We start from the raw sequence: 25,797 nt of genomic DNA, 5'->3' as shown, positions 1-25,797 counted from the left end.
TCACAGATTTCCGGCAGGTTTCCATCGTGATTCCGGCGTGAAACATGTTGCGCACCATGCCCGGACGGCCAGGTGAGCTCGGGTTGATGTGCAGTACATGGTCGCGCAACGGTTGCGGCATCGGCGGCCCGTACAACTGAGTCATGACCGCCCCGGGAGCACACACCACGCGTACCGCGTGCTCCTACTGCGGTGTCGGTTGCGGCATTTCGGTCGAGACGCGGGCCGACGCCGGCACCGGGCTGCCCGTCATCGCACGCGTGTCCGGGGACCGCCTGCACCCCACCAACTTCGGGCGGTTGTGCACCAAGGGCGCCACGCACGCCGACCTGATGCATGCCGACGAGGGCCGGCTCACCACCGCGCAGGTGCGGCGCAACGGCGAGATGGTCAGCGTCACCACCGACGACGCCACCGCCGAAGCCGGCCGCCGGCTGCGCGCCATCATCGACGAACACGGCCCCGACGCTGTGGCGCTGTACGTTTCGGGCCAGATGACCCTCGAGGCCCAGTACCTGGCGAACAAACTGGCCAAGGGCTTCATCCGCACCGTGCACATCGAATCCAACTCCCGGCTGTGCATGGCGAGCGCAGGTACCGGTTTCAAGCAGTCGCTCGGCGCCGACGGCCCACCCGGGTCGTACGCCGATTTCGATTCGGCCGACCTGTTTTTCGTGATCGGCGCCAACATGGCCGACTGCCACCCGATCCTGTTCCTGCGCATGGCCGACCGGATTGCCAAGGGCGCCAAGCTGATCGTCGTCGACCCGCGCCGCAACGCCACCGCCGACAAGGCCGATCTGTTCCTGCAGATCAAACCCGGTACCGACCTGGCGCTGCTCAACGGCCTGCTGCACCTGCTGGTCGAAAACGGTGCCATAGACCACGAATTCATCGCCGAGCACACCGAGGGCTGGGAGACCATGCCCGCGTTCCTCGCCGACTATCCGCCGGCGCAGGTCGCCGCGATCACCGGAATCCCCGAAGCCGACATCTGGCGCGCCGCCCAGATGATCGCCGAGGCAGGGGAGTGGATGTCGTGCTGGACCATGGGCCTGAACCAGAGCACGCACGGCACCTGGAACACCAACGCCATCTGCAACCTGCACCTGGCCACCGGCGCCATCTGCCGCACCGGCAGCGGCCCGATGTCCCTGACGGGGCAGCCCAACGCCATGGGCGGCCGCGAAATGGGTTACATGGGACCGGGTCTGCCCGGGCAGCGTGCGGTGACGTCGGCCGACGACCGGGCCTTCGTCGAAGAGCAGTGGGAGCTGGAGCCCGGCACCATCCGCACCGACGTCGGCCCCGGCACGATCGAGATGTTCCGGCAGCTGGGCACCGGTGACATCAAGGCCGTCTGGATCATCTGCACCAATCCCGTTGCCTCCGTGGCCAATCGGCAGACCGTCATCGACGGGTTGCAGGCCGCCGAGCTGGTCATCACCCAAGACACCTACCAGGACACCGCGACCAACGCCTACGCCGACATCGTGCTGCCCGCGACGCTGTGGGCCGAAGCCGACGGCGTCATGATCAACTCCGAACGCAACCTGACCCTGCTGCAGCAGAGCATCCCCGCCGCCGGTGACGCGCGGCCCGACTGGGAGCTGATCTGCAATGTCGCCCGGCACATGGGCTTCGGCGACGAATTCGGCTACAAGTCCAGCGAGGACGTATTCGCCGAAATCCGCCAGTTCACCAACCGGCGGACGGGATACGACCTCAGTGGCGTCACCTACGAGCGGCTGCGCGAGACCCCACTGCAGTGGCCGTGCCCGCCGGACAGCGGCGACCGGAACCCGATCCGCTATCTCAACGACGGCGTGAGCCAGGACCGGTTCGTCGGCGCGGACGGGCACCGGCCGCGACTGGCGTTTCCGACGCCCTCGCGCCGGGCGGTGTTCCACGCCCGCCCGCACCTGGACGCCAGGGAACTGCCCGACGACGAATTCCCGTTGGTGCTGAACACCGGTCGGCTGCAACACCAGTGGCACACCATGACCAAGACCGGCAGGGTCGAGAAGCTCAACAAGCTCACCGGGAAACCGTTCATCGAGATTCATCCCGCCGACGCGAGCGACCTCGGAATTGTCGACGGCGCATCCGTCGAAGTTTCGTCGCGTCGCGGCACGGCGGTCCTGCCGGCCGTCCTGACCGACCGCGTGCGGCCGGGGAACTGCTTCGCGCCGTTCCACTGGAACGACCAGCAGGGTGACCGGCTCACGATCAACGCCGTCACCAACGATGCGGTGGACCCCGACTCGCTGCAGCCCGAATTCAAGGTGTGCGCGGTGCGATTGGCGCCGGTCGTGACCGAGCCTGTCGTCGCGCCACTCGGCGCACACACGGGTGCCGGCACCCATCCGCTGGCCGCCGCACTCGGTCTGGCCGGTCCGCCCGCACTCAACGACACCGAAAAGATTTACCTGTCAGGCTTTTTCAGTGGCATCGAGCACACCACCGGGGTCCCCGTCCTGCCGGCAGCGGCGCCCGTCAGCTCCGTGGTGCGACTGTGGGTCGACGGGGCGCTGGCCGGTGCGCACAGCGTCTCGGGTCCCGTTGTCGCCGGCGCTGTGCAGCCGGAGTCCCCGGGGCCGTTGGTCTTGTGGGCGTCGCAGACCGGCACCGCGGAGGAGTTCGCCGCCGGACTGGCCGCCAAGATCGCCGGGTCCCGGCTGCAGGCGCTGGACGACACCGCGCTGGACGACGTCGCTGCCGCGAGCGAAGTCCTGGTCGTGACAAGCACTTTCGGGGACGGCGGGCCACCCGACAACGGGGCGGACTTCTGGGCTCGCCTGAGCGCCGCCGACGCGCCGGACCTTTCCGGGGTGCGGTACTCGGTACTCGGAATCGGTGACCGGGCGTACGAGAACTTCTGTGGCTACGCCAAAGCCCTGGACAGCCGTTTCGCCGAACTCGGGGCCACGGCGCTGCTCGACCGTGCCGACTGTGAGGCGTACGACGACGAGCCACTTGCACACTGGTCCGACGCTGTCGTCGAGCTGGCCGCGGCGGCCCCGTTGGCGCCGACGGCGCCCGCAAAACCCGCCGCACCCGCCAAACCTGCGGCACCTGCCAAGCCGTTCACCCGCAACAACCCGCTGCCGGTCCCGTTGTGCCGCAACACCCTGCTGACCAAGGGTGGCGCGAAGGAAGTCCGCCAGATCGGCTTCGACCTGTCCGGGCACGACGTCAGCTACGGCGTCGGCGACGCGCTGGGCGTCGTGGTGGCCAACTGCCCGGAGACCGTCTCGGCATGGCTGGCGGCGGCCGGGCTCTCGGGCGACGAGGTCATCGAGATCGACGGCGGCGAAACCGCTCTGCGCGAGGCCCTGACCACGTCGTACGACATCTGCAAGGTGTCGCCGACCCTGATCAACTTCGTGGCCGAACGCAGCCGCGCCAAGATTCTGCGGGCGCCCCGGGAAGAGCGTGACCGCTGGCTGGACGGCCGCACCGGCCTGGACCTCATCGAAGAGTTCAGAGTCCGCGCCGAACCCGAGGAGTGGCGAGATGCGTTGGTGCGCCTGGCGCCACGCTCGTACTCGATCTCGTCCAGCCCGTTGGTGAGCCCCGACGAGGTGCAACTGACGGTGTCGGTGGTCCGATACGAGGGTGCCCGTGGCGGCATTCGGCACGGCGTCGCGTCCACCTACCTCGCGGACCGGGCGGAGACGGTGCCGGTGTTCCTGCAGTCGGCGCCGCATTTCCGGCCTCCCGAGGATGCGCTGACCCCGATGATCATGGTTGGGCCCGGCACCGGCATCGCGCCGTTCCGCGGCTTCCTGCACGAGCGCCGGGCACTGGGGCACACCGGCCGCAACTGGCTGTTCTTCGGCGACCAGCATCGGGCCGAAAACTATTACTACCAAGACGAATTGGAGGCCTTCGCCGCTGACGGTCTGCTGACCCGGCTGGACACCGCGTTCTCGCGGGACCAGGCGCGCCGGGTGTACGTGCAGCACCGGATGCGCGAGCACGGCGAGATTCTGTGGCGCTGGCTCGAGGACGGCGCCCACTTCTACGTGTGCGGCGACGCCGCGCGCATGGCCAAGGACGTCGACGTGACGCTCACCAACATCATCAAGACCCACGGCGGCATGTCCGAGTCGGCAGCACACGACTACAAACGTGAGCTGATCGCCGACAAGCGTTACGTCCGCGACGTCTACTGATCTGCCCGCCGGGCCAGGCGGTCCGGCGGTACCGCTGCACGCCCGGCCGTTTCAGGGTTGACTGGAGCTTGCCGGGAAGGAGCGATGTCGATGGTCATCGAGTCAGACGCAGGGTCAGGGTCGCCCGTTGCGGTCCCGCCCCGGGGTTCCGCCCGTCACATCAGGTTGACGTCCCACAGCGGCGCCGCCGACGCCCTGCCGATCCACTGGGGCGCCGCGACCGCCGCCGAGCGCGGCCCGGTGATCGGGACCACGACCACGCGCGCACACCGCAACGTGATCGGCACCCACAGCGGGTCTTACAGCGTCTACCGGGCATTGGCGGTCGCGGCGGGGGCGCTGTCGCCCGCGCACCGCGCCGATCTGACCAACACCGCACCCACCGACGTGATCGGCCCGTACCCCCAATGGTCCGATCCCGGCGCGATCGTGAGTCTGGACCCCTGGGGTGCCATGGTCGCGGACGCCTTCACCGCCGAACTGGCGAGCGGCTACGACATCCGGCCGACCATCGCCATCACCAAGGCCCACGTGATCCTCCCGGAGGTCGCCGAGGCGATCGGCAAGGGCCGGCTCCGCCCCGACGGCCGGGTGCTGCTGGACAACGGCGCCGCGCTGGTGACCAAGGCGGCCATCGAGCCGGTCTGGTTCCTGCCCGGGGTCGCGGCCCGATTCGGTTGCAGCGAAACGGAACTGCGCCGCGTGCTGTTCGAGGAGACCGGCGGCATGTATCCCGAACTCGTCACACGCGGCGACCTCGAGGTCTTCCTGCCGCCCATCGGCGGGCAGACCCTCTACATCTTCGGCCAGGCCCGCGACCTCGCCGACCCGAGCGTGGAGTTGACCGCCCGTGTCCACGACGAGTGCAACGGATCGGATGTGTTCGGCTCCGACATCTGTACGTGCCGGCCCTATCTCACGCACGCGATCGAAGAGTGCATCCAGGGTGCGCAGCGCGGTGGGGTGGGGCTCGTGGCCTACTCCCGCAAGGAGGGTCGCGCGCTGGGTGAGGTCACCAAGTTCCTGGTGTACAACGCGCGCAAGCGTCAGGTGGGCGGCGACACCGCCGACCAGTACTTCGCCCGCACGGAATGCGTTGCCGGCGTTCAGGATATGCGTTTCCAGGAACTCATGCCCGACGTGCTGCACTGGCTGGGCATCCGCACGATCCATCGGCTGGTCTCGATGAGCAACATGAAGTACGACGCCATCACCGGCTCGGGAATCGAGGTCGTCGAACGCGTGAACATCCCCGACGACCTGATCCCGGCCGATGCCCGCGTCGAGATCGACGCCAAGACGGCCGCCGGTTACTTCACCCCAGGACCGGTGCCCGACGCCGACGAGCTCAAGATCGCCAAGGGCCGCGGACTCACGTCATGACGATCGGCACCGGCACTGGCACCGACAGCGCCGTCGCGGTCGGCATTCTGCGCAGTACCGCGGCCATCCGCGAACGCGCCGAGTTCCTGCTGCAGCAGGCACGCGCGGGGGAATCGCGCTGGTTCGTCGTCGACGATGTCGCGCTGACGCCGGCCGCCGACCTCGTCGGCGGCGTCACCCGCACGCGTTATCCCGATCTGGCGATCCCGTATCACAGCCGCTGGCGCCATTTCGAGGCCGGCGGCATCGACCGCACGGCCGACCTGCGCGCCAAGCTGGCCGGGTTGGAACCCACCGCCCGGGCCCGCGCGATGATCGACCTGGCCGTGGTCAGCGTGCTGCTCGACGCCGGCGCCGGTCCCAACTGGGCCTATGCGGAACCGATTACCGGGCAACGCTTCACGCGGTCCGAGGGACTCGGGGTGGCCAGTTGGCATGCCTTCGCCGACGGGCTGTTCTCCAGTGACCCGGCTCAGCCCTGGCAGGTCGACGCCGCGGCACTGCGCGCCATCGACGACGCCGCCCTCGGCCGGGCATTTCAGGCCGCGCCGGACAATCCGCTGGTCGGGCTCAGCGGCCGGGTGCAGCTGCTGCGGCGGCTCGGTGCTGCGCTCGAGGTTCGTCCCGAGGTCTTCGGCCCGCAGGGGCGTCCCGGCGGCCTGTTCGACGTGCTGGCCGGCCCGGAAGTCCACGCGCACGACATCCTGGTGCGGCTCCTGGACACCCTGTCCGGGGTCTGGCTGGCCGACAACGACATCGGCGGTATCCCGCTCGGTGACTGCTGGCCGCATCCGGCGGTGCCGGGAATCGGCTTGTCGCGTGGGTGGATGCCGTTCCACAAGCTGTCGCAGTGGCTGACCTACTCGCTGCTGGAGCCGTTCGAGTGGGCGGGCGTGCCGGTCACCGGGCTGGATGCGCTCACCGGCCTGCCCGAATACCGCAACGGCGGCCTGCTGCTCGATACCGGGGTACTGCGCCTGCGGGATCCGGCGGCCGCGGACCGAACCTGGTCGGTGGCCGACGAATTGGTCGTCGAGTGGCGCGCACTGACCGTCGCACTGCTGGACGAGCTTGCGCCGCTGGTACGCACCGCGCTCGGCCTCGACTCCGCGACACTGCCGCTGGCGTGCGTCCTCGAAGGCGGCACCTGGGCAGCCGGGCGCACCCTCGCGCAGCAGTTGCGGGCCGGGAACCCGCCGCTGTCCATCAGCAGTGACGGCACGGTTTTCTAGGAGGGCGCCATGGGTAACCTGCATCTCGTCGACCATCCGCTGGTTCAGCACAAGCTGACACTGATGCGGCAGAAAGATGTGTCCACCAAAGGCTTTCGCGCGCTGCTGAACGAGATTTCCGCGCTGATGACCTACGAGGTGCTGCGCGACATCCCCATGCACGAGATCGAGATCGAGACGCCGCTGGAATCCACCACCGGCATGGTCATCGACGGCAAGAAGCTCGTCTTCGCCTCCATCCTGCGGGCGGGCAGCGGCATTCTGGACGGCATGCTCAGCGTCGTTCCCGGCGCGCGCATCGGCCATATCGGTCTGTATCGCGACCCGAAAACCCACGTCGCCGTGGAGTATTACTTCAAGATGCCGAGTGAGTTGCACGAGCGCGACATCGTGGTGTGCGATCCGATGCTCGCCACCGGAAACTCGGCCGTGGCCGCGATCGACCGGCTCAAGGAGTATCGGCCGCGCTCCATCAAGTTCGTCTGTCTGCTGACCTGTCCGGAAGGCGTCGCGGCGATGCAAGCGGCCCACCCCGAGGTCCCGATCTACGCCGCGGCGCTGGACCGCGAACTCGACGAGCACGGCTACATCGTGCCGGGCCTCGGCGACGCCGGCGACCGCATCTTCGGCACCAAGTAGCCATGCCGAACCCGAACAGGCGGACCGTGCTGCGCGGCGCCGGGCTGGTCCTCGGCGCGTCGGTGGCGGGCGTCGGCGCGGTGGGCCCGGCCCACGCCGAGCCCGATCCCGGCGAGCAAGACCTGGCCCACCTCCGGCGCACGTTCGTGCTGGCCGAGCAAGCGCGCGAGGCGGGCGGCGCCCCCTACGGTGCCCTGGTGGCCGATGCCGCCGGCAACGTGGTGGCCGCGCACGGCAACACGTCGTCCGTCGGCGGCGGTGATCCGACCGACCACGCCGAGATGGTCACCGTCCGCAGCGCCTGGCGCGTCCTCGGCGACGACGGCATGCGGTCGGCGACGCTGTACGCCAGCACCGAGCCGTGCACGATGTGTGCGGGCGGTGCCTACTGGAGCGGCATCGGGCGGGTGGTGTACGGCATGTCCAACACCCGGCTCTTCCAGTTCACCGGCGACGACCCGAAGAACGCGGGCTACGCACTACCGTGCCGCGACATCCTGCTGCACGGCTACCGCCCGATCACCGTCATCGGGCCATTATTGGAAGACGAAGCGGCACAGGCGCATCAGGGCTACTGGCGCTGACGTGCCGGGCCGCCGCGGCTCACGACGACAGCGCGTCGAAAAGAGCCGACATCTGCGCCGGTGAGACCGACATGCCACCGCACTGACCGCGCAGCGTCGTCAGGGGCCGCGCGATGTTCTTCAGGTCGAAGAACTCGCCGGGGTGAGCGGTGAAGTACGCCCGGACGGCGCCTTCCGCGTCGCCCGACGAGCTCGCGTTGGTCAGGGCTTCGTTGGCGCCCGGGTGGGCGTCGAGGTAGGCACCGGCCTGGGCCAGGACCGAGCCCGCGGTGCTGGCCAGTCCGCTGGCGGTACACGGCGCTGCGGTCGCGTTGGGGATGGCGATCGTGAGCGAGGCGAACCCGGCGAGCGCGAGCATGGCAGTCAGTTTCATACTGCTGATCCTGCTGGAAACCTGGCGATCTCGGGTGCATTGCGTGGAATTCGGCCCGCGTGTTGGGACCGAACTCAGCGCAGCGCGACCGTCGGGCCGTTCACGTCGAGCGGGGCGCAGCTGTCCTTGCCGACGGTCGTCGAGCACTTCGCCGCGGGTATCACGGGCCGGTAGGCCGGCGGCGTGCCGCCGTCGCGGGTGATCTGCGTGTAGGTCTGGACGGCGTCGGTGGGTACCCGCCGCAGTGTCGGATCATTGAGTGCGTCAACCGAATACAGGCCGAAGCGAGGACGGTAGCTGCCCCACTCGTAGTTGTCGACCAGCGACCAGTAGTTGTAGCCGATGATCGGGATGCCGTCGGCCTTGGCGCGCTGCAGCCAGAACACGGTGTCGCTGAGGTACTGCGATCGCGTCACGCCGTCGGTGCGCGGTTTCGCATTGTCGGTGACCATGCCGTTCTCGACGACATAGATGGGTAGGCCGGGATACCGCTGGGCGTAGTGACGTGCCACGTAGTAGATGTCCTCGGGCTGCAATTTGATGTTCCACCGCGCCGCCATGCTCTGTGCCGACGCCGGGTTGTCCGCTGCCGTCCCGGTGTAGTAGTCGAAGCCGAGGTAGTCGAGGCTGTCCCGCACGCGGTCGAAGAACGAGCCTTCGATGCCCGTGACGCCGAATCCGGTGAACTGTGCCAACACTTCCGGCGGAATGTAGGCCTCGTTGGTGGTGACCTTGGCCTTGGGGTCGGCGTCGTGGGCGGCGCGGTAGACGGCGCGGTGGGCGTCGGCGACGCGGTCGAGGAACGTGCCGAACTGGTCAGGTTTGATGGCGCCGGTGCGCAGTTCCATCGCGCCGAAGGCCAGTGGCTCGTTGATGCTCACCCACAGCACGCCCTGCCCCGCGTAGCGTTTGGTGATCGCCGTGGCGAAGTCGTCGAACGCGGCGACGTTGTTGAGGAAGCCGCCGCGGTCCGCGATCCAGCCGGGGTAGACCCAGTGCATCAGCGTGATCATCGGCGTCATGCCGTTGGCGAGCAGCGTCGCGACCACGTCGTCGTAGTAGGCCAGTTCCTTCTCGTCCCACACGCCGGGCTGCGGCATCACCCGCGCCCATTCGACGCCGAAGCGAAAAGTGTTGACGCCCATGGCATGCGCGTTGGCGATGTCCTCCTTGTAGCGGTGCCGGAAGTCGTCGGCCTGCTTGTAGGGCTCCACCGGAGCTGCGCTCAAGGCGTCGGCGCCGGGCGGGACGGGCTTGCCCGCCGTGCGGTCGACGTAGCGGCGCCAGTTGCTGTCGGGAGCGTCGCCTTCCACCTGGTAGCCGGCGGTCGCGGTGCCCCAGTAGAAGTTGCGATTCCAGGACGAACTGGTGTCCGTCCGCTCCTGCTTTGCGTCCTGCTTTGCGCCGCAGGCGGACAGGCCCAGGGAGAGGGCAACGGCTGACGCCACGACAACCCGGTTCCACTTCATACCAAAAACCATACACTGCACTGTTTTGGTCAGGACAGTAATGCGCCCCACACCGCGCGCACGTGCGCGCCCATGTCGATCGATCGATCGGACATCCACTGGATCTGAATCCCGTCCGCCGCCGCGATCAGCGCGGTGGCGGCGAACTCGGCGTCGACGTGCGCGGGGACCGTGCCGGCAGCCTGCCGGCGGCGGACGTAGTCGCTGATGGTCGCGCGCATGCTCTCGTATCGTTGGCGCAGGTAATCCGCGGCCGGATGGGACGGGTCGACGGCGGCGGCCGCAGCCAGGGACAGATAGACCGTTCCCGATCCGGGCTTGGCGGCCTTGTCCACCATCGCCTGTGCCATGGCCTCACCTGGGTCGATGTCGACGTCCGAATTGCGGTACCGCTCTTCGAATTTCGCATCGGCGTCGCGATGCAACTCGGTCAGGAGAACGTCACGGGTGGGGAAGTAGTGCATCAGGCCCGCCAGGCTGATGTTCGCCTCATTGGCGATCACCCGCATCGACGCACCGGCCTCACCGTCGCGTTCCAGCACCGCGAGCGCGACGGCCTTGATCTCCGCGCGCTTGGCCTCACCCTTGGCGTATCGCCCCACAGTTGGCATGTCGTGAGGCTAGCGATACCCGCGGCAGGAAGTGCCCGAAGCCGGCCGCCTACCGCCGGCCGGCGCTGATCATGTCGGCGCGGGGCACGACCTTGACCCGCTCGCGGCCCTGCTGCGCGCCGAGGGCCATCTCGTGGGCGTCGAGGCGTTCCCATTCCGCCCACGTGGTGTAGTCGATGCCGCTGCCGGCCAGGTGTTCCAGGATGGCATCGGGCTCGCCGATCTCCGGTGCGCGCAGTCCCGGCAGGTCGGCCAACAGGCTGGTAATCGTCTCGGACGCATCGGATTTGGTGTGCCCGATGAGACCGATCGGCCCGCGCTTGATCCAGCCGGTGACGTAGGTGCCCTCGATCAGTTCGCCGTCGAGGTCCAGGACCCGCCCGGCGTCGTGGGGAACCACACCGGCGTGGTGGTCGAACGGCAGATCGGCCAGGTGTGACGGCAGATAGCCGACGGCGCGGTAGACCGCCTGCACCGGCCAATCGGTGAATTCGCCGGTGCCCCGGGCGGTTCCGTCGCCGATCAGTTCGGTGCGTTCGGTCCGCAGTCCTTCGACGCGGTCGGTGCCGAGCACGGCGACGGGGGATTGGCACAGGTGAATGTGGATGCGGTGCGGGGCGCCGGTGGGCTCGACGTCGAGGTAACGCATCATGGTGTTGACGACGAGCTTGGTGGACTTGCTGGTGTTGATGGCCTGCTGGCTGGCCTCGTCGATCTCGAAGCCCTCCGGGTGCACGATCACGTCGACGCTGGGGGAGTGCGACAGCTCGCGGAATTCCATCGGCGAGAACTTGATCTGGGCCGGACCGCGCCGGGCGAACACATGCACGTCGGTGGCTTGATTCAGGGAAAGACCTTGGTACACATTGCCGGCGATCTCGGTGCTCAACTGCTCATCGGCGGGCTTGGCCAGCATCCGGGCGATGTCGAGTGCCACGTTGCCCGCGCCGAGCACCGCAACGCTCTTGGCCTCCAGCGGCCAGGTTCGTGGCACGTCGGGGTGGCCGTCGTACCAGGACACGAAGTCGGCGGCGCCGTAGCTGCCGGGCAGTTCGATGCCGGGGATGTCCAGCGGGCGGTCCGCGCGTGCCCCGGTGGCGAAGATAACGGCGTCGTAGTGGCGACGCAGATCGGACAGTTTCAGATCGGTGCCATAGTGCACGTTGCCGATGAAGCGGATCTCGTCGCGCGAGAGGACTCGCCGCAGCGCCTTGATGATCTCCTTGATCCGGGGATGATCGGGTGCCACGCCGTACCGGACCAGCCCGTACGGGGCCGGCAGGCGATCGAACAGATCGACCCTGGCCTGCGGGTATTCGTCGACCAAGATGTCGGACGCATAGATTCCGGCCGGACCTGCCCCGATCACCGCCACGCGGACGTCACGCATTCAGCACTCCCTTAAATTAGGTAAGGCAAGCCTAAATTGGTACGCAGGTACCGCAAGGCCTACGTCACGGCGACGTCGGAGACTCTCGTCACACAGCAGCGGATCGGAGGTAGCGCTTGCGCACCAAGAAATCACCAAGGCATCGGCCGCAGCCTTGGGCGTGACCACGACAACCGCGAATCCCGAACGGCACCACCATGACCCACCCAACTGAGCAGAGGCAGGCCACGACGATGACGAGGCTGGCCGTGATCGCTGTGACCGCCATCGCGACCACCATGGCCGTGGCCGCTTGCTCGACGGCCGGCACGCCCGCTGTCCGGGCCGACCCACAACCGACGCTCGGCCGTGCCTGGAACCCGAGTGCGCGCGGCTACGGCACGGTGCAGCCCGCCCGGGTCTTCAACGGCGGCGACCCGACGGGCGATATCTGGGGCATCACGTGGTCGTCCTGGGGCGGCGAACGCGCTACAGGGACGGGCACGTCGTACGGCATGCCGCCGGGCGTCGTCAGTGTCTCGCAGTCGGTCAAGGAATCGGCGACGATCGTGGCCTACAACCTCGGCTACTGCGACGGCCAGCTGATGTACCAGGCGGCGAAGTGGTACTTCCCCGGTTACGGAGAGTCGTTCAACCCGGCGGGGCACTACAACATCTGCACGGGCGATTACGTCGACGGCATCTGACGTACAACCCTGAGCGGCAACAGGTTCCGTCACATCGCGAAACCATGCCAAGCGAGTCAAACTGATCCAATCGATTGACGGCGCCGGGCGCGGACGATTGTGTCGGAGCCATGAAGAGTTTCCTTGCCGCCGACGCATTCGCGGATCGGACGGTCGTCCTCATCGGCGGCGGCACCGGAATCGGTCTCGCGGTCGCCAGATTGGTGGTGTCCGGCGGGGGTGCGGTGGTGCTGGGCGGGCGCCGTGCCGGTGTGCTCGAGAAGGCCGCCGCCGATCTGGGCCCGGCGGCGACATGGCAGGTCGTCGACACCGCCGACGAGCGCACCATAGACGCCCTGTTCGCCCGGTTCGACGCCGTCGATGCCCTCTTCACCACCGCGGCCACCTACGTCACCGGATCGATGCGCGAACTCTCACTGACCGACGCCGCGTCGCCGTTCGACTCGAAGTTCTGGGGTCAGTACCGCGTCGTCAAGGCCGCGCTGCCGGTGCTGACCGCCGATGCGTCCGTCGTCCTGATGGCCGGGGCGGCCAGTGTGCGGCCGGCCGGGGCGGCGCCCGCCTACGTCGCGGCCAACGCCGCCATCGAGGGACTGGCCCGCGGGCTGGCCGTTGAACTCGCGCCGGTACGGGTGAACGCGATCTCGCCCGGCACCGTGGACGGCAACTTGTGGAATCAGCGGCCGCAGGCCGTCCGGGACGCGGCGTTCGCCCATTTCGTCGAGGCCTCGACCACCGGGAAACTGGCGCGGGAGGACGAGGTCGCGGCCGCCGTCGTTCATCTGTTCCTCAACGGCGCGACGACGGGGTCCACGATCTATCCCGACGGCGGGTACAGCTTGCGTTGACACAGCTCGCCACCCCGGCCGGCGCCGCGAAAAATGTTCGTGCTGAGTGCAATCGGTGTCTGATGCGCGAGATGTGGGCACGGTGGAGTAGTGACCCGACAAATTCGCTTCAACGCTTTCGACATGAACTGTGTCGCTCATCAGTCGCCCGGACTGTGGCGGCATCCAGAGGATCAGTCCTGGCGCTACAAGGACCTGGAGTACTGGACCGAACTGGCGAAGTTGTTGGAGCGCGGCAGGTTTGACGGCCTGTTCATCGCCGATGTGCTCGGTACCTACGACGTCTACGGAGCCAGCGACGAGGCCGCCATCCGGCAGGCCGCGCAGATCCCGGTGGGCGACCCGCTGCTGTTGGTATCGGCGATGGCGTTGGTCACCGAGCATCTGGGCTTCGGCATCACCACCGGCACCGGGTTCGAGCACCCGTATCCCTTCGCTCGCCGGATATCGACCCTCGATCACCTGACCAAGGGCCGCATCGGCTGGAATGTGGTCACCGGGTATCTGCCCGCGGCGGCACGCAACATGGGGCAGACCGACCAGCCGGCCCACGACGCCCGTTACGACCACGCCGACGAATATCTCGAGGTGCTCTACAAGCTGTGGGAGGGCTCCTGGGAGGACGACGCGGTGGTCCGCGACCGCGAGCGCGGGGTCTTCACCGACCCGGACAAGGTGCACCACATCGGGCACTCCGGAACGCATTTCAGCGTGCCGGGTGTGCACCTCGCCGAGCCGTCGCCGCAGCGGACCCCGGTGATCTACCAGGCCGGCTCATCCCCGCGCGGGGTCCGGTTCGCCGCCGAGAACGCCGAGGCCATCTTCACCGCGGCGCCGACCAAAGCCATTCTGGCCGAGACGGTTTCGACGATTCGCCGGGAGCTGGAACTGGCCGGCCGGGATCCGTACTCGGCCAAGATCTTCAATCTGTCGACGGTGATCACCGCGGCCACCGACGACGAAGCGCACGCCAAACACCGCGAGTTGCTCTCCTACGGCGACCCGGAAGGCGCGCTGGTGTTCATGTCCGGGTGGATGGGTGTGGACCTGGCCCGGTACGGGTTGGACGAGCCGATCGGCAACGTCGACTCGAATGCCATCCTGTCCGCCGTCAAGGCGTTCCAGTCGGCCGACCCCGATGGCCGGGAGTGGACGGTCCGCGACATCGCCGAGTGGGGCGAGATCGGCGGCATGGGTCCACGGATCGTCGGCTCGGGCGCCACGGTGGCCGACACCTTGCAGGAGTGGGTCGCCGAGACCGACGTCGACGGTTTCAACCTCGCCTACGCCATCACCCCCGGTTCCTTCGCCGACGTGATCGAGCACGTGGTTCCGGTGCTGACCGAACGGGGTGCCTACCAGGCGGACTATCAGCCGGGGTCGTTGCGGCACAAGCTGCTCGGCAACGGCGACCGGCTGCCGCAGGAGCACCGCGGCGCGCGATACCGGGTCGGTGGCTCGTCGTCGACGATCATCGATCGTCCGTCCACGCTGCCGTCGTCGTCGGGATCGACCGCGGCGCAACCGGCGCGCGGCCGCTGAGTGGTCACCAGCGTCGCGGGAGCTGCGCCGGCTCCGGTTGAATCCTGAGCAGCCTGCTCCGGAACGACCTGCTCACTTTTCAACCGGAGCCGACAAGGAGGTGAGCGTTTCCTGGAGAGTCGTCAGGGAATAACCCGTCATCGTCGCTTCAATCGGGCGTTGTTGGCGCTGAGAATGCAGCTGGGGAGGATCGGCAAAGATGCTCGGCCTGCGGCCGACTGCCGTGGCGCCTAGCGTTCGGGATGCTGCACTGGTATCGCACAACGACGACGCCCCGATAGTCTCAGGCATCTGTCCTGTTAGTCGTAGTCGTTGTTATAGCGGGCCGCGATTTCTGCGATCTCTCGGCGAAACTCGTCAGCGGAGAACCTGTAGATGGCGCGTAATTCGGTGTCCAAGAATTCTGCATTCGAAAGCTTCGTCGCGAGGTCGAACAGAAGCTCGAGCTCTTCGGAACGGCCGTTCACCCAACTAATCAGCCGCATTTCACACGAAGTGCGGGTCGCCGCCAGAACGTCCGCGACATGAGAGGAATCGACTTCCCTTGTCCGAGTGATCAACTTGTCCGCCAGCAATGGAGCGTAAAGAGGCCAGTAGTCAAGCGGTTCGAATACCTCAAGGACGCCCCGGATCTCGTCGATGTCGCAATGTTCGATCTCCACAGCGAGCGCTTCCCCAACTTCGTTGTATAGCGTTTCGCCCACCGCAGTCTTTAGAACATCGCCGATCCCATCTGTCTCGCAGGCTATTTGATCGAATACCCAGCTCACCACTGCTTCGGCCTGCCCGCTGAACGCTTGTGGATAGTCGCCGCACAGGTCCACTATGGCTGCGCGATCTTCGCGGTAACAGGACAGTAGGAAAGTCAGTACTTCACGTGGGAAGCCTCGCGCGATGCGTGCGAGGGCACCCTGCACGCCGTAGGCGCTGATGTCTGAACGCCTTGCGAGAGCGAGGATCGCCGCCACGTCGGATTCGTCCAGCTCCTGTATCCAGTCCGCTCTACCAAATGTGCAGGCGCACTCGATCAGGCGTGTTGACGTTGACTGATCAATACCTGTCGCGATGAGAGACTCCGCAGTGCTTACCGGGTCTCGTGCGAGCAAGCGATGCGCGCCGGCGTGAAACTTCGCGCGCACTGCCGGAACAGCGTCTAGCACACCTCTGGAATACGCGGCGAGATGAGGGCCGCCAAGGTCGGTCCAGGAGTTTGTGTTGATCGCGTCACCGATTGCTGATCGGACCGCGTTGCGTTGGTGTGGACTGTCGTCCAGCCAGCTACCAAACTCGTTCGTGTCGAATGCGTTCCAGCCAGCTAGAGCGTAGACGAGAAGATCGTCGAGAGGCCCGGGAGGCCGCGCGGCGATGTCCTTAACGACTGCGGAACACTGGTATGTGTAGTTGTTTGCGAGGTACTTTCCCAGAAAGAGGAACGGCAGAGACTGACTGCTGTCCGCCAGCAATACTTCAAATGCCGTGCACTCAAGGCGATCTAGGACGTCGCTGATGTCTCCGACCCGCCACAGGCTGTCCCAGCAGCGAGCCAGCAAAGCATCGCGCTCACGGTCCATGTAATCGACGATGTCCTCGTCATCAGGCCGTGACGTGCCCACGTCGAGACCGCTTTCAAGATCTGCGATGCTCGGTGCAGTGTACCCATACCGATTCGGTAGGCCGAAGTGATGTGAGCCCATCAATGCGTCTGCGAGTTCGTCGCCATGGTTGTCGAGAATCGTTGCTATTTCGATTGCTAAACAACGGATTTGAAGGCAACGTGCATGCTGCGCTTGCCAAGATACGGATTCGCGAACCAGACGGCGGATCACAGGCGAGGTGGCTTTGGCCGCAATTGTTGCCAAGGTGGTGACTGTCGCTAGGTCATCTGAGTCCCATGCTTCGAGGTCTTCCGCGGTCGGGTTGAAACCGTATAGGGCTTGAGGCGGTCTCAATGCGGACTTGAGTATCCGCACGGCCTCAGCGGCTAGTCCGACGTGTTCAGTTGTCGCGCTTTCCAGGAGGACCTCGCGGATTGCGTCTCGCGTCGGGCGCGCCCAATCGGCATTGATCAGATAGGTATTGAAGCTGACAACGCGTGGCGCCGTTTGGCCGGCGATCTCGCCTTGTTTGGTGAGGAGCGGCTTCAATGCGAACAGTGGATATGCCTTCGGAGTCGGTGCGTAGGTCGAGAGCCAAATTCTGACGCGGTCTATGATTCGTTGTGGCACAGTCTCGTCGGGGAGCCTGCCGAGTTCGGCTAGGGTTTCTAGGGCTTTTGTTGCGGCGTCGGGGTGCATGGCCGGCATAGGTGCGAGTTCGCGGTGAAGTGCCCATAGCCCATCGAGCGCCTGCTCGAGTAGTTCGGGTGCTGTACGTGCGCACTGAGCGAGCAGGGGTGCCATCTCGATCTTCACATCCGCGGCGCTCAGTTCGTGCAAGCGCCATGTCCTTCTCTCCTCCCGCTCGAAATGGGTCGCGGTCAGCGGGCCCCTTTTAGGAGGCGGCACTTCATCCAAATTGGCGAGGTCGGCGAGGCGGTTGCGAACCTCCGCTAGTAGGGGCATGAGCCCGTGTGGCTGGGTGTAGCTCAGGGCGGCAAGGCGTTGCACTGCTTCGTGTAGGCCGATCACGTCGGTGGAATCAATTTCGTCTCGAAGTGTCTGCCAGATGCCGTCGACAACCCCTGGAAGGTCTTGCCGGCGGAGTCGCCAGTCCAGATCAGTAAGGCGTCTGAGTAGTTGTGCGCCGAAGAATGGGTATAGGGATCGCCATACCTCGGGGACGAAATTGGTTCTCTGACCTAGTGATTCAGTGACGCTCTCGGTCTCCAGCATCATGTCTGCGAGTAGGTCGGGGACCAGCCTCAAAATCGATTCGGTCTTCGTCATGACGTCAGCTCGGATCAGCGCACTCAAGAGTCGATTCGACTCGTCGTCAGATAACCCGCAGAACCCGTTGACGGCAGCGCGCGCTTCGGCGTTATTCAGGTCTATCACGCCACCGGTAGCGGCACACGTTGCGAGGAAGCGTTCGACAAGCGCCGGGTCGAATTCGTTGACCGTGGCGGTGATGGACTGGCGATAACTCGACCGCACAGCCGAACGAAGGTCGGTACTAAGTGTGAGGCTGCCGGTTAGAGTGCCGTTTCGGATTGCGTCGATTGCCAGCACCCCTAGGTAGGGCGCTTCTTCTGCCAGACGTGCGATATTTACTTTCGTTCCGTACGCGAGCTGGATGTCGAGCCCGTCCGCGAGGGAATCGATCAATTCGTACGCGTGGCGATGACTGAGTGGTGACAGCTCGATCGTGGCGACACCGCTGATCGGGAAGCCGGCCTTCATGAACGTATCGAGAAGGGGGGTGACGCCGTTCTTTCGCGCTGCGACAACGAGTTTGGTGTGCTCATTCCTCAGCATGTATTCAAGCAACCGATGCACGGCTTCGGGTCGCTCATGTCCATCATCCACAAAAAGGACCACAGAGGAGTGGGGCAGCTCGTCGAGACTATCGGCACTTAGCGGGTGCGCCGGGATGAGGCTCAGGACGGGAACGGTTGGATTCTCGTTCTGCAGGTCACGAAGCACCTCGACGGCGAGCCGAGTCTTGCCCATCCCGCCGGGTGCCGATATCAGGATGATCCGTGTGTCTCCCCGTACCGCTGTATGAAGAGCCTGCAATTCGGCCGTCCGATTGACCATGGCGCCGGCGTCATTCAGTACAGGAAGACAGATACGTGTGTCACCGAGCGCGTCCACCGATTCAAAGGCATCGGCTCCCGGCACGCGGAGGAGCCGTTTACGTGTGGCGCGGTCCCATGTTGAGTCGAGGATCTCGCGTCGACGGTGAAGAGGCACGTCTGCAAGTAGCTGATTGAGGTCGCGTCGGTCGATCAATGTCCAGTCGGCGTGCTTCTGGATCTCCTGCCTCACAGCTGGCGAGGCGAATCCGGAGTACACGAGGTGATGGGTATCGGCGTGAAAGCTACATGTCTGAACTGCGTTTCGAACGTCCGCCGGTTGGAGCTTTTCGTATGCCTTGCACTGCCAGGAGGAGGTGGTCCCGTCACTCCATTCGCCCTCAAAGTCGATTCCGTCTTGCTTGTCGCCGCGGCGCCCCCATCGCGAGACGCGTGCTATGCGTCGCCCTGACTTGTTCGCGAACCGGTGTGCGCTCAGCACGGCCTCGGTGAAGTCCTCGAATTGCTCCCACGTCAGCTCGTTGGTCGGCGGCAAAGACAAGTCTCTTGCGCCGGTGTCTTCTGAAACTGGCATGCGAAAACTCACCTCACTGATGTCCGCGATCAGTTTGCCTGACGCCACCGACAGAGCTCGTAGATCGCCGCTTGGTGGGTCGAGGCCGTTGGTGAGTTGATACTGACGGACCCCGGGGGCGCAGACTTGTCGGCGGCTGCTGGCACGCTACGTGCATGGTCAAGAGTCGCGAGCCGCTGTTCGATGATGCTCACCGCGACGACACGTCGGTGGCTGGCTTCCAAGAGTCCACCTTTGCGTTCATGAACAGGATCGCGGGCGACTATTGGGACCAGCCGCGGTTGATGATGCAGCAGTGGATGGACCGCATCAACGATGACATCACCTGCAATGACTTGCTCCAACGTTTGCGATCAGGAGACGACGAGCAGTTCCGCAGTGCCTACTTGGAGCTCTATCTTCACGAGTCGCTTTTGCGCGCTGGCTACGAAATAGTGGTTCACCCGGAGGTGCCGGGTACGACCCGTCACCCCGACTTCTTGGCTGTCCGCGGCGACGAGCGGCTCTACGTTGAGGCGGTTGCTCCTGGTTCGACCGCGGCGGCTAAGGCTGCGGCAGGTCGTCGGGCGGTTCTATTCGATACGGTGAATCGGCTCCAAGACCCGAATTTCATTCTTTGGCTTGACCATCTTGTGGACGGGCCGCGGCCACCCAAGGCGGCGCGCCTTCGAGGCAAACTGAGCCAGTGGTTGCGCCTGCTCGATCCTGACGCACCATGGACGGCCGACGCTGCGCCGAAGTATGTCTGGCGCGAGGATGGCTGGGAGGCTGGGCTCAAGGCATTCCCGAAGAAGCTCGAAGCCCGAGGCCTGAGACCCGATAGCCGGGCGATCGGGATCTACGGCCAGTCGGAGGCGAGCTTCGTCGATGATGCGCCCGCTATCCAAGCCGCCCTCGCTGCGAAACATCATGAGTACGGCAATCTGGAAGCGCCATTCGTTATCGCGATCGGTACGTACATCGTGGATGGCGACCGGTGGCACGCCAGTAATGCGATGTACGGGCCGCTTGCTTTCGAATTTGACCCGAATTCAGATGGGGAGCCGCCCGCCCGCGCGATTCGGCAAGCCGGTGGCTACTTCGGGACGCCGCCCGATTGGCAGAACCGCAATGTGTCGGGGGTTCTAGTCGTTAACCAACTCATGCCGTATTACTTTCAGCGCGCCGAGGTCACGCTGTGGCGGCACCCGAGTCCCATTCATGCGCTACCCGACGAGCTGGGAATCCCCGCCCATACCATCACCCTTCGTAACGGCGAGCTTGCAGTCACCCCTCCAGATCCGTCTGCTGGAGAGTTCTTCGGCCTCCCGGCCTCTTGGCCCCCAGGCGAGGCATGGCCGAAAGGCGACTGACCTCCACACTGCCCATCGAGTCTGCTCGCCGTGGTGGCAGGTAGTTGTCCTCGACAATCGGCGGTGTGGTGCACTCGATCGACCAGCGCCGAGGCCGGGGATGGGTATCACGACCGGTGGCGATCACCGCGAAGACACATTGAGGAACAGCCAGTCAGTATGTCGGCGAGGACGGTGTTCGTGGCGGGATAACCAAAAATCCGCAGTCGTGTGTCGGTGAATGCGACTGCCCCTGGGCATCAGCAAGTACGGAAATCCGCTCCGATGCAGTTGGGAGCCGATTCTCCATCCGCACATGTAAAAAAACTGTGTCCGAGGGGGGACTTGGCCACCTGCGACAAGGGTTGAGGTCTTTGATTTGAGTTGTTGACCAGCAGTTTTCCTGCGGTTGGCGACGGCACGCGCTAGACAGTCCTGGTGGTAGTCATGACGTGGCTAAGGGTAGTTGCGAGAATCGTCGACGCGATGCAACGGGCGCGGGCAAGCGCAGAAGAACGGGCTCCGTCGGGGAACGCTGCGGCGCTTTTCCCCTTCTGCAAACGTCCGTCAGCTGCGGGTCCGCGGGTTTGGGAATCCCATCGTGATATAGCCGGGCGCTCGTTTCTTCAGTGATGAGGCGATGACCGGGGTGAGCTCGTGGTGGTAATCGTGCACGGTCGCGGTGGTCTTGCCGGGGTACGGCCGTGTCACGCGGCCGACGTACTGGACGAGACGATTCTTGAACGTGATCGGTGCTGCCAGAAATAGCGTGTCGAGGGCTGGGCAGTCGAAGCCTTCGCCTATGAACGAACTGGTGCCGACGATCAGGAGCGGTTCCGTATTCGGTGTCCTTGTGGCAAGCATTTCGGTGATGCCGCGCCGTTCGGCGGCTTTCATGCCTCCGCTCAATACGGTGACTGATCGTCCTGCAGCGGTGAGCCGTTCAGCGATGGCGTTGAGGTGGTCGACCCATGTGGTGAGGACGAGGATGTTGGCGCCTTTATCGGCAGCGGTCAGGACGTCGCCGACGACTTGGTCGAGCCGTTGCTCATCGGCGACCAGCGTCCGGTAGATGTCGGCCATCCCGCCTGGTTCTCGTGGGTCAGCGTCGCCGAGGTAGCGGAATTGTGTCGGATGGAGGTGCAGTACCGGGTGCGGTGTTGACAGTTCGGCGCTGTCGGTGGGCAGTTGGCCTGCGGTGGGTCTTTCAATCTGTACGTGGTGTGAACCGAGTTGGTGGTAGATCAGGTCTTCGAGTCCATCTCGCCGTTCCGGAGTCGCGGTCAGGCCCAGCCAGAATCGGGCGGGAATCTGGCCGAGGACTTTGAAGAAGGCGCTTGCTGCGACGTGGTGGCATTCGTCGACGATGATGAAGCCGTATCCGGCCGCTAATTCGGAGATGTTGTTGCGACGCGCCAGGGTTGGCAGTAGTGCGATGTCGAGAACTCCGGTGGTCTTGGATCGTCCGCCGCCGATCTGGCCGCATTTGAAGTCGAGGTGTTGGTGGATTCGGTCTCGCCATTGGTCAGCGAGTGCTTTGCGGTCGACAAGAACGAGCGTTGAGGTGGCACGTGCTTCGATTGTCGCGCAGGCGATGACCGTCTTTCCGGTTCCTGGGGGTGCGATCAGTACGCCTGTGTCGTGGTTGAGGAGCTTCTTCAGAGCATCTGACTGGGTCTCGCGCAGTGTTGTGGCGCAGGTGAATTCGTGGTGCTCACCGATGACGCGGTGGTCCTCGATCTTGAGGGTGCTCTCGGCTGAGCTGACGAGGTCGCTGAGCAGTTGGTGCAGGCCGCGTGGCAGGGTTAGGTTGCCGTCGGCGGTTTCGTCGTAGCTATATAGATAGCGCGGGGTATCCCACGTGCTTCGCCGTGCTCGCTGCCGTACGTCGAATTCGGGGTTGCGGATGGAGGCGGCGTGTTTGACAGCCGAAATCATGGCTGGGCCGAGGTCGGTGGACGTCAGGGTGATTCGTGAATCGAACGCGGCTCGCACGATCGCCGCGGGGCGGGGGACGATTTTCGATGAGGTGGGCAGTTGCAGCCGCCGAACGTTGTGCCCGATCTGGGGGCTGGGCAGCTGGCGGGCAAGGGAAGCAGTCTCTTTGGCGGACAGTCGCGCGATGCTCGACAGATATGCCCACTGGTCCTCGTACGGTTCAAGGGTTGCCGGATCAAGGAAGACGGTGGTGCCGTGCTGGCGGCGTTTGCCGTTGAGTGGTGCCGCGATCAGGTTGCCGACTCCGCGGCCGGTGTGCACGTCCTGGGAAGGAAACAAGCGGTCGTAGCTGCTCAGGCGCATGCTGCCGCGCAGCCGGAAGGCTTCGGCGAGCAGGCTGGTGGCGATCCCGCGCGCGACGGAGGCTGATGTCGCGTGCGCGAAAAAGATCCACACGTGGGCGCCGCGGCCGGACTGGGATACTTCCAGCGCTGCCGGAATATTATGGGAGCGAGCGGCTTTCGTGTACGCGAGGGCGTCGAGCATCGCCGCTTCTTTGTCGAAGTCTGCTGCTACCCACCAGCATGTGTCGTCATCGCCCAGCGGATATAAACCGATGTGGACATCACCGCGGAGATGTGAGCTCACGACCTCAGGGGTCAATGTCAGGTACGGGGCATCGGCACGGTTCATGCCTTTGCGCCAATAGCCTTCGATCGCCGGCATCCAGCCTGATCGGCCGTCTTTGCGGTTTTCCCATCGCTGGGCGTAAACATCGGTGCGGCAACGGAATAGGTCGAAATAGAACCTGACCTTGTCAGCGGGGCTGGACTCCATGCAGACAGGTGGCGTCGGGGCACCAGTTAGGGTGGCCTGGTCGCTGCGTGCGGCGCGGGCCTGTTCCTCGGTCAATTCAAGTAAGTGCCGTAGGCGCGCGTTGTCAGCTCGCAGTTCATCCAACTCGCCGGGAAATCGCTCACGGCCGCCAGTGATCGTCATTGATATCCCTCCGCTAGGTACGGACCCGGTCCCGCGCCGGTAGATGCCGGTAGTTCACTCGGGTCCGTGGCGAAAGACTGGATCGAGGTGGGCGGCAACGAGAGCGATTTGGTCGTCGAGGTTTTGTTCGCAAGCTGATTCGAGGTGTTCCTTGCGGCGCCATGCCGCCCATTTCGCTTGTGCGGCAGCGCCGTAACCGGCTAGTCGCGGTGCGACGGGTCCCAGATTTACTCCGCGATGGACGGCGACCGCCCGCGCTGAGCGGAGCAGTTCGTGCGAATCGATGCCGGCGCGAGCGAGTTGCACGATGTCGACGTAATCACGCCAGCGGGTACTGGTGATTCCGCGTTCGAGGATGGTCACGCCCTTTTCGGCGATCGTCGTTTCCGGTGCATATCCCAGGAGGGTGATCGGTTCGCCGAGGATCCGATCGATGGTCACGTGCCGTGGTGGCGGGACGATCGGATCACCAGTGGACACGTCCCACGCCGCTACCCCTTTCCACGGCCCAACGGTTGCGGCGATTCGTACGCGCAGACCGGGATACTCTGACTGTTCACGGATCTCCTGGACGGCGATCGTGGCGAGATCGAACTGCAGTCCGTCATCTATGGTGACTGCGGCGATGTCACGAACCACCTGTATGAGGTGCTCGGCATCGACATCGGCACTGATCGCATTGGCGTCGGCGTCTTTGGTGGGACGCCGAACTCCATAGGCGGCCAACAAGATTCCGCCTTTGAGTACAAAGTCCTTGGCGTGAGGTGTTCGGGTGAGGCGGTCCAGAAACGATTCGAGTACGTGCCGTATCAGGTATTCCTGTGTCGGTGCACCGGCTCCGCTCTGTGCTGCGGCGGACCGTGCGGTGCCCTGGATGTGGCGGAACACCTCGTCGCCGCGGCTCACGTCAACATCTCTAGTGCTTGCAGGACCGGGGTTTTCGCGCGCGGCAGGCGCGCGGCGATGTCCATGAGTAGTGCCGGTTTGCCGCCTGCGCGCAGCCACTGCCGCAGCGCATCACGAGCGAGCTCGTAGCCGACCGAGCCACGCAGGCGGAAGGCATCGGCGATGCAACGTTCGGGGGAGTAGATCCCGATCGTTTGATTCGAGCCGGGGATCGTCATCTGGTCGCGTCCGATGTCGAATGTGGCCGCATCGAAGTGATGCCAGGTGATGGCAGCGCGGCCAGCCGGTGTGCGGGAGCCGCGCGGGATCGCGACGTCCACGGTGGCGGGTATCTCGTCGGTGAGGTCGTAGTGGGCCAGCGCGGAGGTCAAGCAGATGGTCGCGTCAGGTCGGCGCGTTGAGGCTTCGATCAGATCCCAGTCCATCGCTGGGGCCTCGGCGGGAAGATATATGCCTCGTGCGATGCGGTCGAGGCGGCCTTCGCGTGCGTCCCGGTAGAAGGCGCCGCGCGACAATCCGACCTTCTGTGCGGTGCGTGGGGTTAGTGCTTCCATGGCCGGCGACACCTCCAATCGCATACAAACTGTTTACAGTTAATAGTACGTGTATGCGGATTGTTTCGCTTTGTGACCGTGCGTCGCGGCGGGCGTCATCACCGGTGAGGGTACGTTTCGCTATAAGGCCAGGTCGACACGAGTGTCAACGAGGCGCCCATGATGACCTTGCGGGGGTAATCGGGTCGCAGCGACCGCTGGATTCAGCCGTGTCGCCGGACGTGTCCGAGGGGGTGTCCAGAAGGCGACTCGGCCATCTGCGACACGGATTCGAGGACATTCGTCGCCAGCGTTAACCATGCGGCAAATGCATAAAACGAACTGTAGAGCGTATTTGCTGTATGTAGCTAAGAAAACTGTGTCCGAGGGGGGACTTGGCCACTTGCGACACGAGTTGCGGTCTTTGAGTTGAGTCGTTTACCAGGTAGCTCGGAGGCTTGGGCGCGCAGTCGGCACCAGTGATGTCCTATGTTTAGCTAGCAGCTCTCGATCGGTTCCTATTCGCCGTAGCAGCAGATGGTCTGGCCGGTTCCTCGGTGGATGTCGTCAGCAAAAGTCAAGCAAACTGACTGCACGAACCCCCGGGCCTGGGCTTGACCCCTTTCGATGGACACGGGATCAGGCGGCTTGTGCCGTCTGATTGATCCGGTTTTCGCATTCCACCGGGGTGATCATGCCGATCGCGGAATGGCGTCGGCGGCGGTTGTAGACCCGTTCGATCCAGTTACCGACGGCGAGCTTAGCGGCCGCTTTGGTCGGCCACAAGTACCGGTCATAGAACTCGACTTTCAATGTGGCCCAAAAAGATTCAGCCGCGGCGTTGTCCCAACACACCCCGGTCCTCCCTACTGAACGAGCGAGATCGT

18 protein-coding genes are annotated in these 25,797 nt (G+C 65.0%); 9 read left to right on the top strand and 9 right to left on the bottom strand.

All coding sequences use genetic code 11. From position 1 onward, the window contains the following. Window positions 1-143 precede the first annotated feature (143 nt). The 5 genes from VXD91_RS03215 to VXD91_RS03195 all read left to right on the top strand — a co-directional run bounded on the left by VXD91_RS03215 (window position 144) and on the right by VXD91_RS03195 (window position 8,016). Window positions 144-4,178 carry a bifunctional nitrate reductase/sulfite reductase flavoprotein subunit alpha gene (locus tag VXD91_RS03215; RefSeq protein ID WP_346414643.1) on the top strand — a complete coding sequence of 1,345 codons (4,035 nt, stop codon included), beginning with the start codon at window positions 144-146 and terminating at the stop codon, window positions 4,176-4,178. 90 nt (window positions 4,179-4,268) lie between these two features. Further along, window positions 4,269-5,561 (top strand): GTP cyclohydrolase II, encoded by a 1,293-nt coding sequence (locus tag VXD91_RS03210; RefSeq protein WP_346414642.1) that lies wholly within the window; start codon window positions 4,269-4,271, stop codon window positions 5,559-5,561. Next, window positions 5,558-6,793 (top strand): URC4/urg3 family protein, encoded by a 1,236-nt coding sequence (locus tag VXD91_RS03205; RefSeq protein WP_346414641.1) that lies wholly within the window; start codon window positions 5,558-5,560, stop codon window positions 6,791-6,793. Before VXD91_RS03210 ends, VXD91_RS03205 begins: the two co-directional genes overlap by 4 nt. A 9-nt stretch (window positions 6,794-6,802) precedes the next feature. Beyond that, window positions 6,803-7,432, top strand: coding sequence for a uracil phosphoribosyltransferase (gene upp, locus VXD91_RS03200; protein WP_212812053.1), 630 nt, complete (start codon window positions 6,803-6,805; stop codon window positions 7,430-7,432). Window positions 7,433-7,434: 2 nt separating this feature from the next. Further along, on the top strand, window positions 7,435-8,016 hold the full coding sequence (locus VXD91_RS03195; RefSeq protein ID WP_346414640.1) for a nucleoside deaminase: 582 nt from the start codon (window positions 7,435-7,437) through the stop codon (window positions 8,014-8,016). 19 nt (window positions 8,017-8,035) lie between these two features. Here VXD91_RS03195 and VXD91_RS03190 read toward each other — a convergent pair whose 3' ends face one another. From VXD91_RS03190 to VXD91_RS03175, 4 genes are all read right to left on the bottom strand, one after another. Next, window positions 8,036-8,389, bottom strand: coding sequence for a heme-binding protein (locus VXD91_RS03190; protein ID WP_020103641.1), 354 nt, complete (start codon window positions 8,387-8,389; stop codon window positions 8,036-8,038). A gap of 74 nt (window positions 8,390-8,463) precedes the next feature. Next, the gene (locus VXD91_RS03185; protein ID WP_346414639.1) at window positions 8,464-9,858 is read right to left on the bottom strand and encodes a family 1 glycosylhydrolase; all 1,395 of its coding nucleotides are present in this window, start codon (window positions 9,856-9,858) and stop codon (window positions 8,464-8,466) included. Between the two features lie 29 nt (window positions 9,859-9,887). Further along, window positions 9,888-10,469 carry a TetR family transcriptional regulator C-terminal domain-containing protein gene (locus VXD91_RS03180; protein ID WP_212812050.1) on the bottom strand — a complete coding sequence of 194 codons (582 nt, stop codon included), beginning with the start codon at window positions 10,467-10,469 and terminating at the stop codon, window positions 9,888-9,890. A gap of 49 nt (window positions 10,470-10,518) precedes the next feature. Further along, window positions 10,519-11,859, bottom strand: a complete 1,341-nt coding sequence (locus VXD91_RS03175) for an FAD-dependent oxidoreductase (RefSeq protein WP_346414638.1) — start codon at window positions 11,857-11,859, stop codon at window positions 10,519-10,521. A gap of 248 nt (window positions 11,860-12,107) precedes the next feature. Between VXD91_RS03175 and VXD91_RS03170 the strand changes: the two genes are divergently transcribed. The 3 genes from VXD91_RS03170 (at window position 12,108) to VXD91_RS03160 (ending at window position 14,935) form a co-directional block, all read left to right on the top strand. Then, the gene (locus tag VXD91_RS03170) at window positions 12,108-12,545 is read left to right on the top strand and encodes a hypothetical protein (RefSeq protein WP_213020309.1); all 438 of its coding nucleotides are present in this window, start codon (window positions 12,108-12,110) and stop codon (window positions 12,543-12,545) included. A gap of 110 nt (window positions 12,546-12,655) precedes the next feature. Beyond that, on the top strand, window positions 12,656-13,393 hold the full coding sequence (locus VXD91_RS03165) for an SDR family oxidoreductase (protein WP_212812047.1): 738 nt from the start codon (window positions 12,656-12,658) through the stop codon (window positions 13,391-13,393). 90 nt (window positions 13,394-13,483) lie between these two features. Further along, window positions 13,484-14,935: an LLM class flavin-dependent oxidoreductase gene (locus VXD91_RS03160; RefSeq protein WP_212812046.1), complete on the top strand. Its 1,452-nt coding sequence runs from the start codon at window positions 13,484-13,486 to the stop codon at window positions 14,933-14,935. 299 nt (window positions 14,936-15,234) lie between these two features. Here the strand turns inward: VXD91_RS03160 and VXD91_RS03155 are convergent, their stop codons facing one another. After that, entirely contained in the window at window positions 15,235-19,251 is a 4,017-nt protein-coding gene (locus VXD91_RS03155) for a hypothetical protein (RefSeq protein ID WP_346414637.1), read from the bottom strand. A gap of 107 nt (window positions 19,252-19,358) precedes the next feature. On the opposite strand from VXD91_RS03155, the gene VXD91_RS03150 reads away from it, so the two are divergent. Continuing rightward, a complete protein-coding gene (locus VXD91_RS03150) occupies window positions 19,359-20,555 on the top strand; it encodes a hypothetical protein (protein ID WP_212812040.1) in 1,197 nt (398 codons plus the stop codon). A gap of 546 nt (window positions 20,556-21,101) precedes the next feature. Here the strand turns inward: VXD91_RS03150 and VXD91_RS03145 are convergent. From VXD91_RS03145 to VXD91_RS03130, 4 genes are all read right to left on the bottom strand, one after another. After that, window positions 21,102-23,471, bottom strand: a complete 2,370-nt coding sequence (locus VXD91_RS03145; RefSeq protein WP_212812039.1) for a DEAD/DEAH box helicase — start codon at window positions 23,469-23,471, stop codon at window positions 21,102-21,104. A 54-nt stretch (window positions 23,472-23,525) separates the two neighbouring features. Then, entirely contained in the window at window positions 23,526-24,377 is an 852-nt protein-coding gene (locus tag VXD91_RS03140) for a nucleotidyl transferase AbiEii/AbiGii toxin family protein (protein WP_212812038.1), read from the bottom strand. After that, a complete protein-coding gene (locus VXD91_RS03135; protein ID WP_346414636.1) occupies window positions 24,374-24,943 on the bottom strand; it encodes a type IV toxin-antitoxin system AbiEi family antitoxin domain-containing protein in 570 nt (189 codons plus the stop codon). Before VXD91_RS03135 ends, VXD91_RS03140 begins: the two co-directional genes overlap by 4 nt. A gap of 606 nt (window positions 24,944-25,549) precedes the next feature. Further along, the coding region (locus tag VXD91_RS03130; protein ID WP_346414635.1) for an integrase core domain-containing protein at window positions 25,550-25,797 on the bottom strand (248 nt) is incomplete at its 5' end.

Source organism: Mycobacterium sp. SM3041 (assembly GCF_039668335.1).
Classification (GTDB): domain Bacteria; phylum Actinomycetota; class Actinomycetes; order Mycobacteriales; family Mycobacteriaceae; genus Mycobacterium.
Note: the sequence above shows the minus strand (reverse complement) of the source record. Positions and strands in the feature narration are given on the sequence as shown.

Bases quoted from the DNA above. Each gene is read 5' to 3' on its own strand.
- VXD91_RS03180 (WP_212812050.1), bottom strand. From the start codon at position 10,469: ATGCCAACTGTGGGGCGATACGCCAAGGGTGAGGCCAAGCGCGCGGAG.
- VXD91_RS03210 (WP_346414642.1), top strand. From the start codon at position 4,269: ATGGTCATCGAGTCAGACGCAGGGTCAGGGTCGCCCGTTGCGGTCCCG.
- upp (WP_212812053.1), top strand. From the start codon at position 6,803: ATGGGTAACCTGCATCTCGTCGACCATCCGCTGGTTCAGCACAAGCTG.
- VXD91_RS03175 (WP_346414638.1), bottom strand. From the start codon at position 11,859: ATGCGTGACGTCCGCGTGGCGGTGATCGGGGCAGGTCCGGCCGGAATC.
- VXD91_RS03165 (WP_212812047.1), top strand. From the start codon at position 12,656: ATGAAGAGTTTCCTTGCCGCCGACGCATTCGCGGATCGGACGGTCGTC.
- VXD91_RS03190 (WP_020103641.1), bottom strand. From the start codon at position 8,389: ATGAAACTGACTGCCATGCTCGCGCTCGCCGGGTTCGCCTCGCTCACG.
- VXD91_RS03215 (WP_346414643.1), top strand. From the start codon at position 144: ATGACCGCCCCGGGAGCACACACCACGCGTACCGCGTGCTCCTACTGC.
- VXD91_RS03150 (WP_212812040.1), top strand. From the start codon at position 19,359: ATGGTCAAGAGTCGCGAGCCGCTGTTCGATGATGCTCACCGCGACGAC.
- VXD91_RS03205 (WP_346414641.1), top strand. From the start codon at position 5,558: ATGACGATCGGCACCGGCACTGGCACCGACAGCGCCGTCGCGGTCGGC.
- VXD91_RS03145 (WP_212812039.1), bottom strand. From the start codon at position 23,471: ATGACGATCACTGGCGGCCGTGAGCGATTTCCCGGCGAGTTGGATGAA.
- VXD91_RS03185 (WP_346414639.1), bottom strand. From the start codon at position 9,858: ATGAAGTGGAACCGGGTTGTCGTGGCGTCAGCCGTTGCCCTCTCCCTG.
- VXD91_RS03195 (WP_346414640.1), top strand. From the start codon at position 7,435: ATGCCGAACCCGAACAGGCGGACCGTGCTGCGCGGCGCCGGGCTGGTC.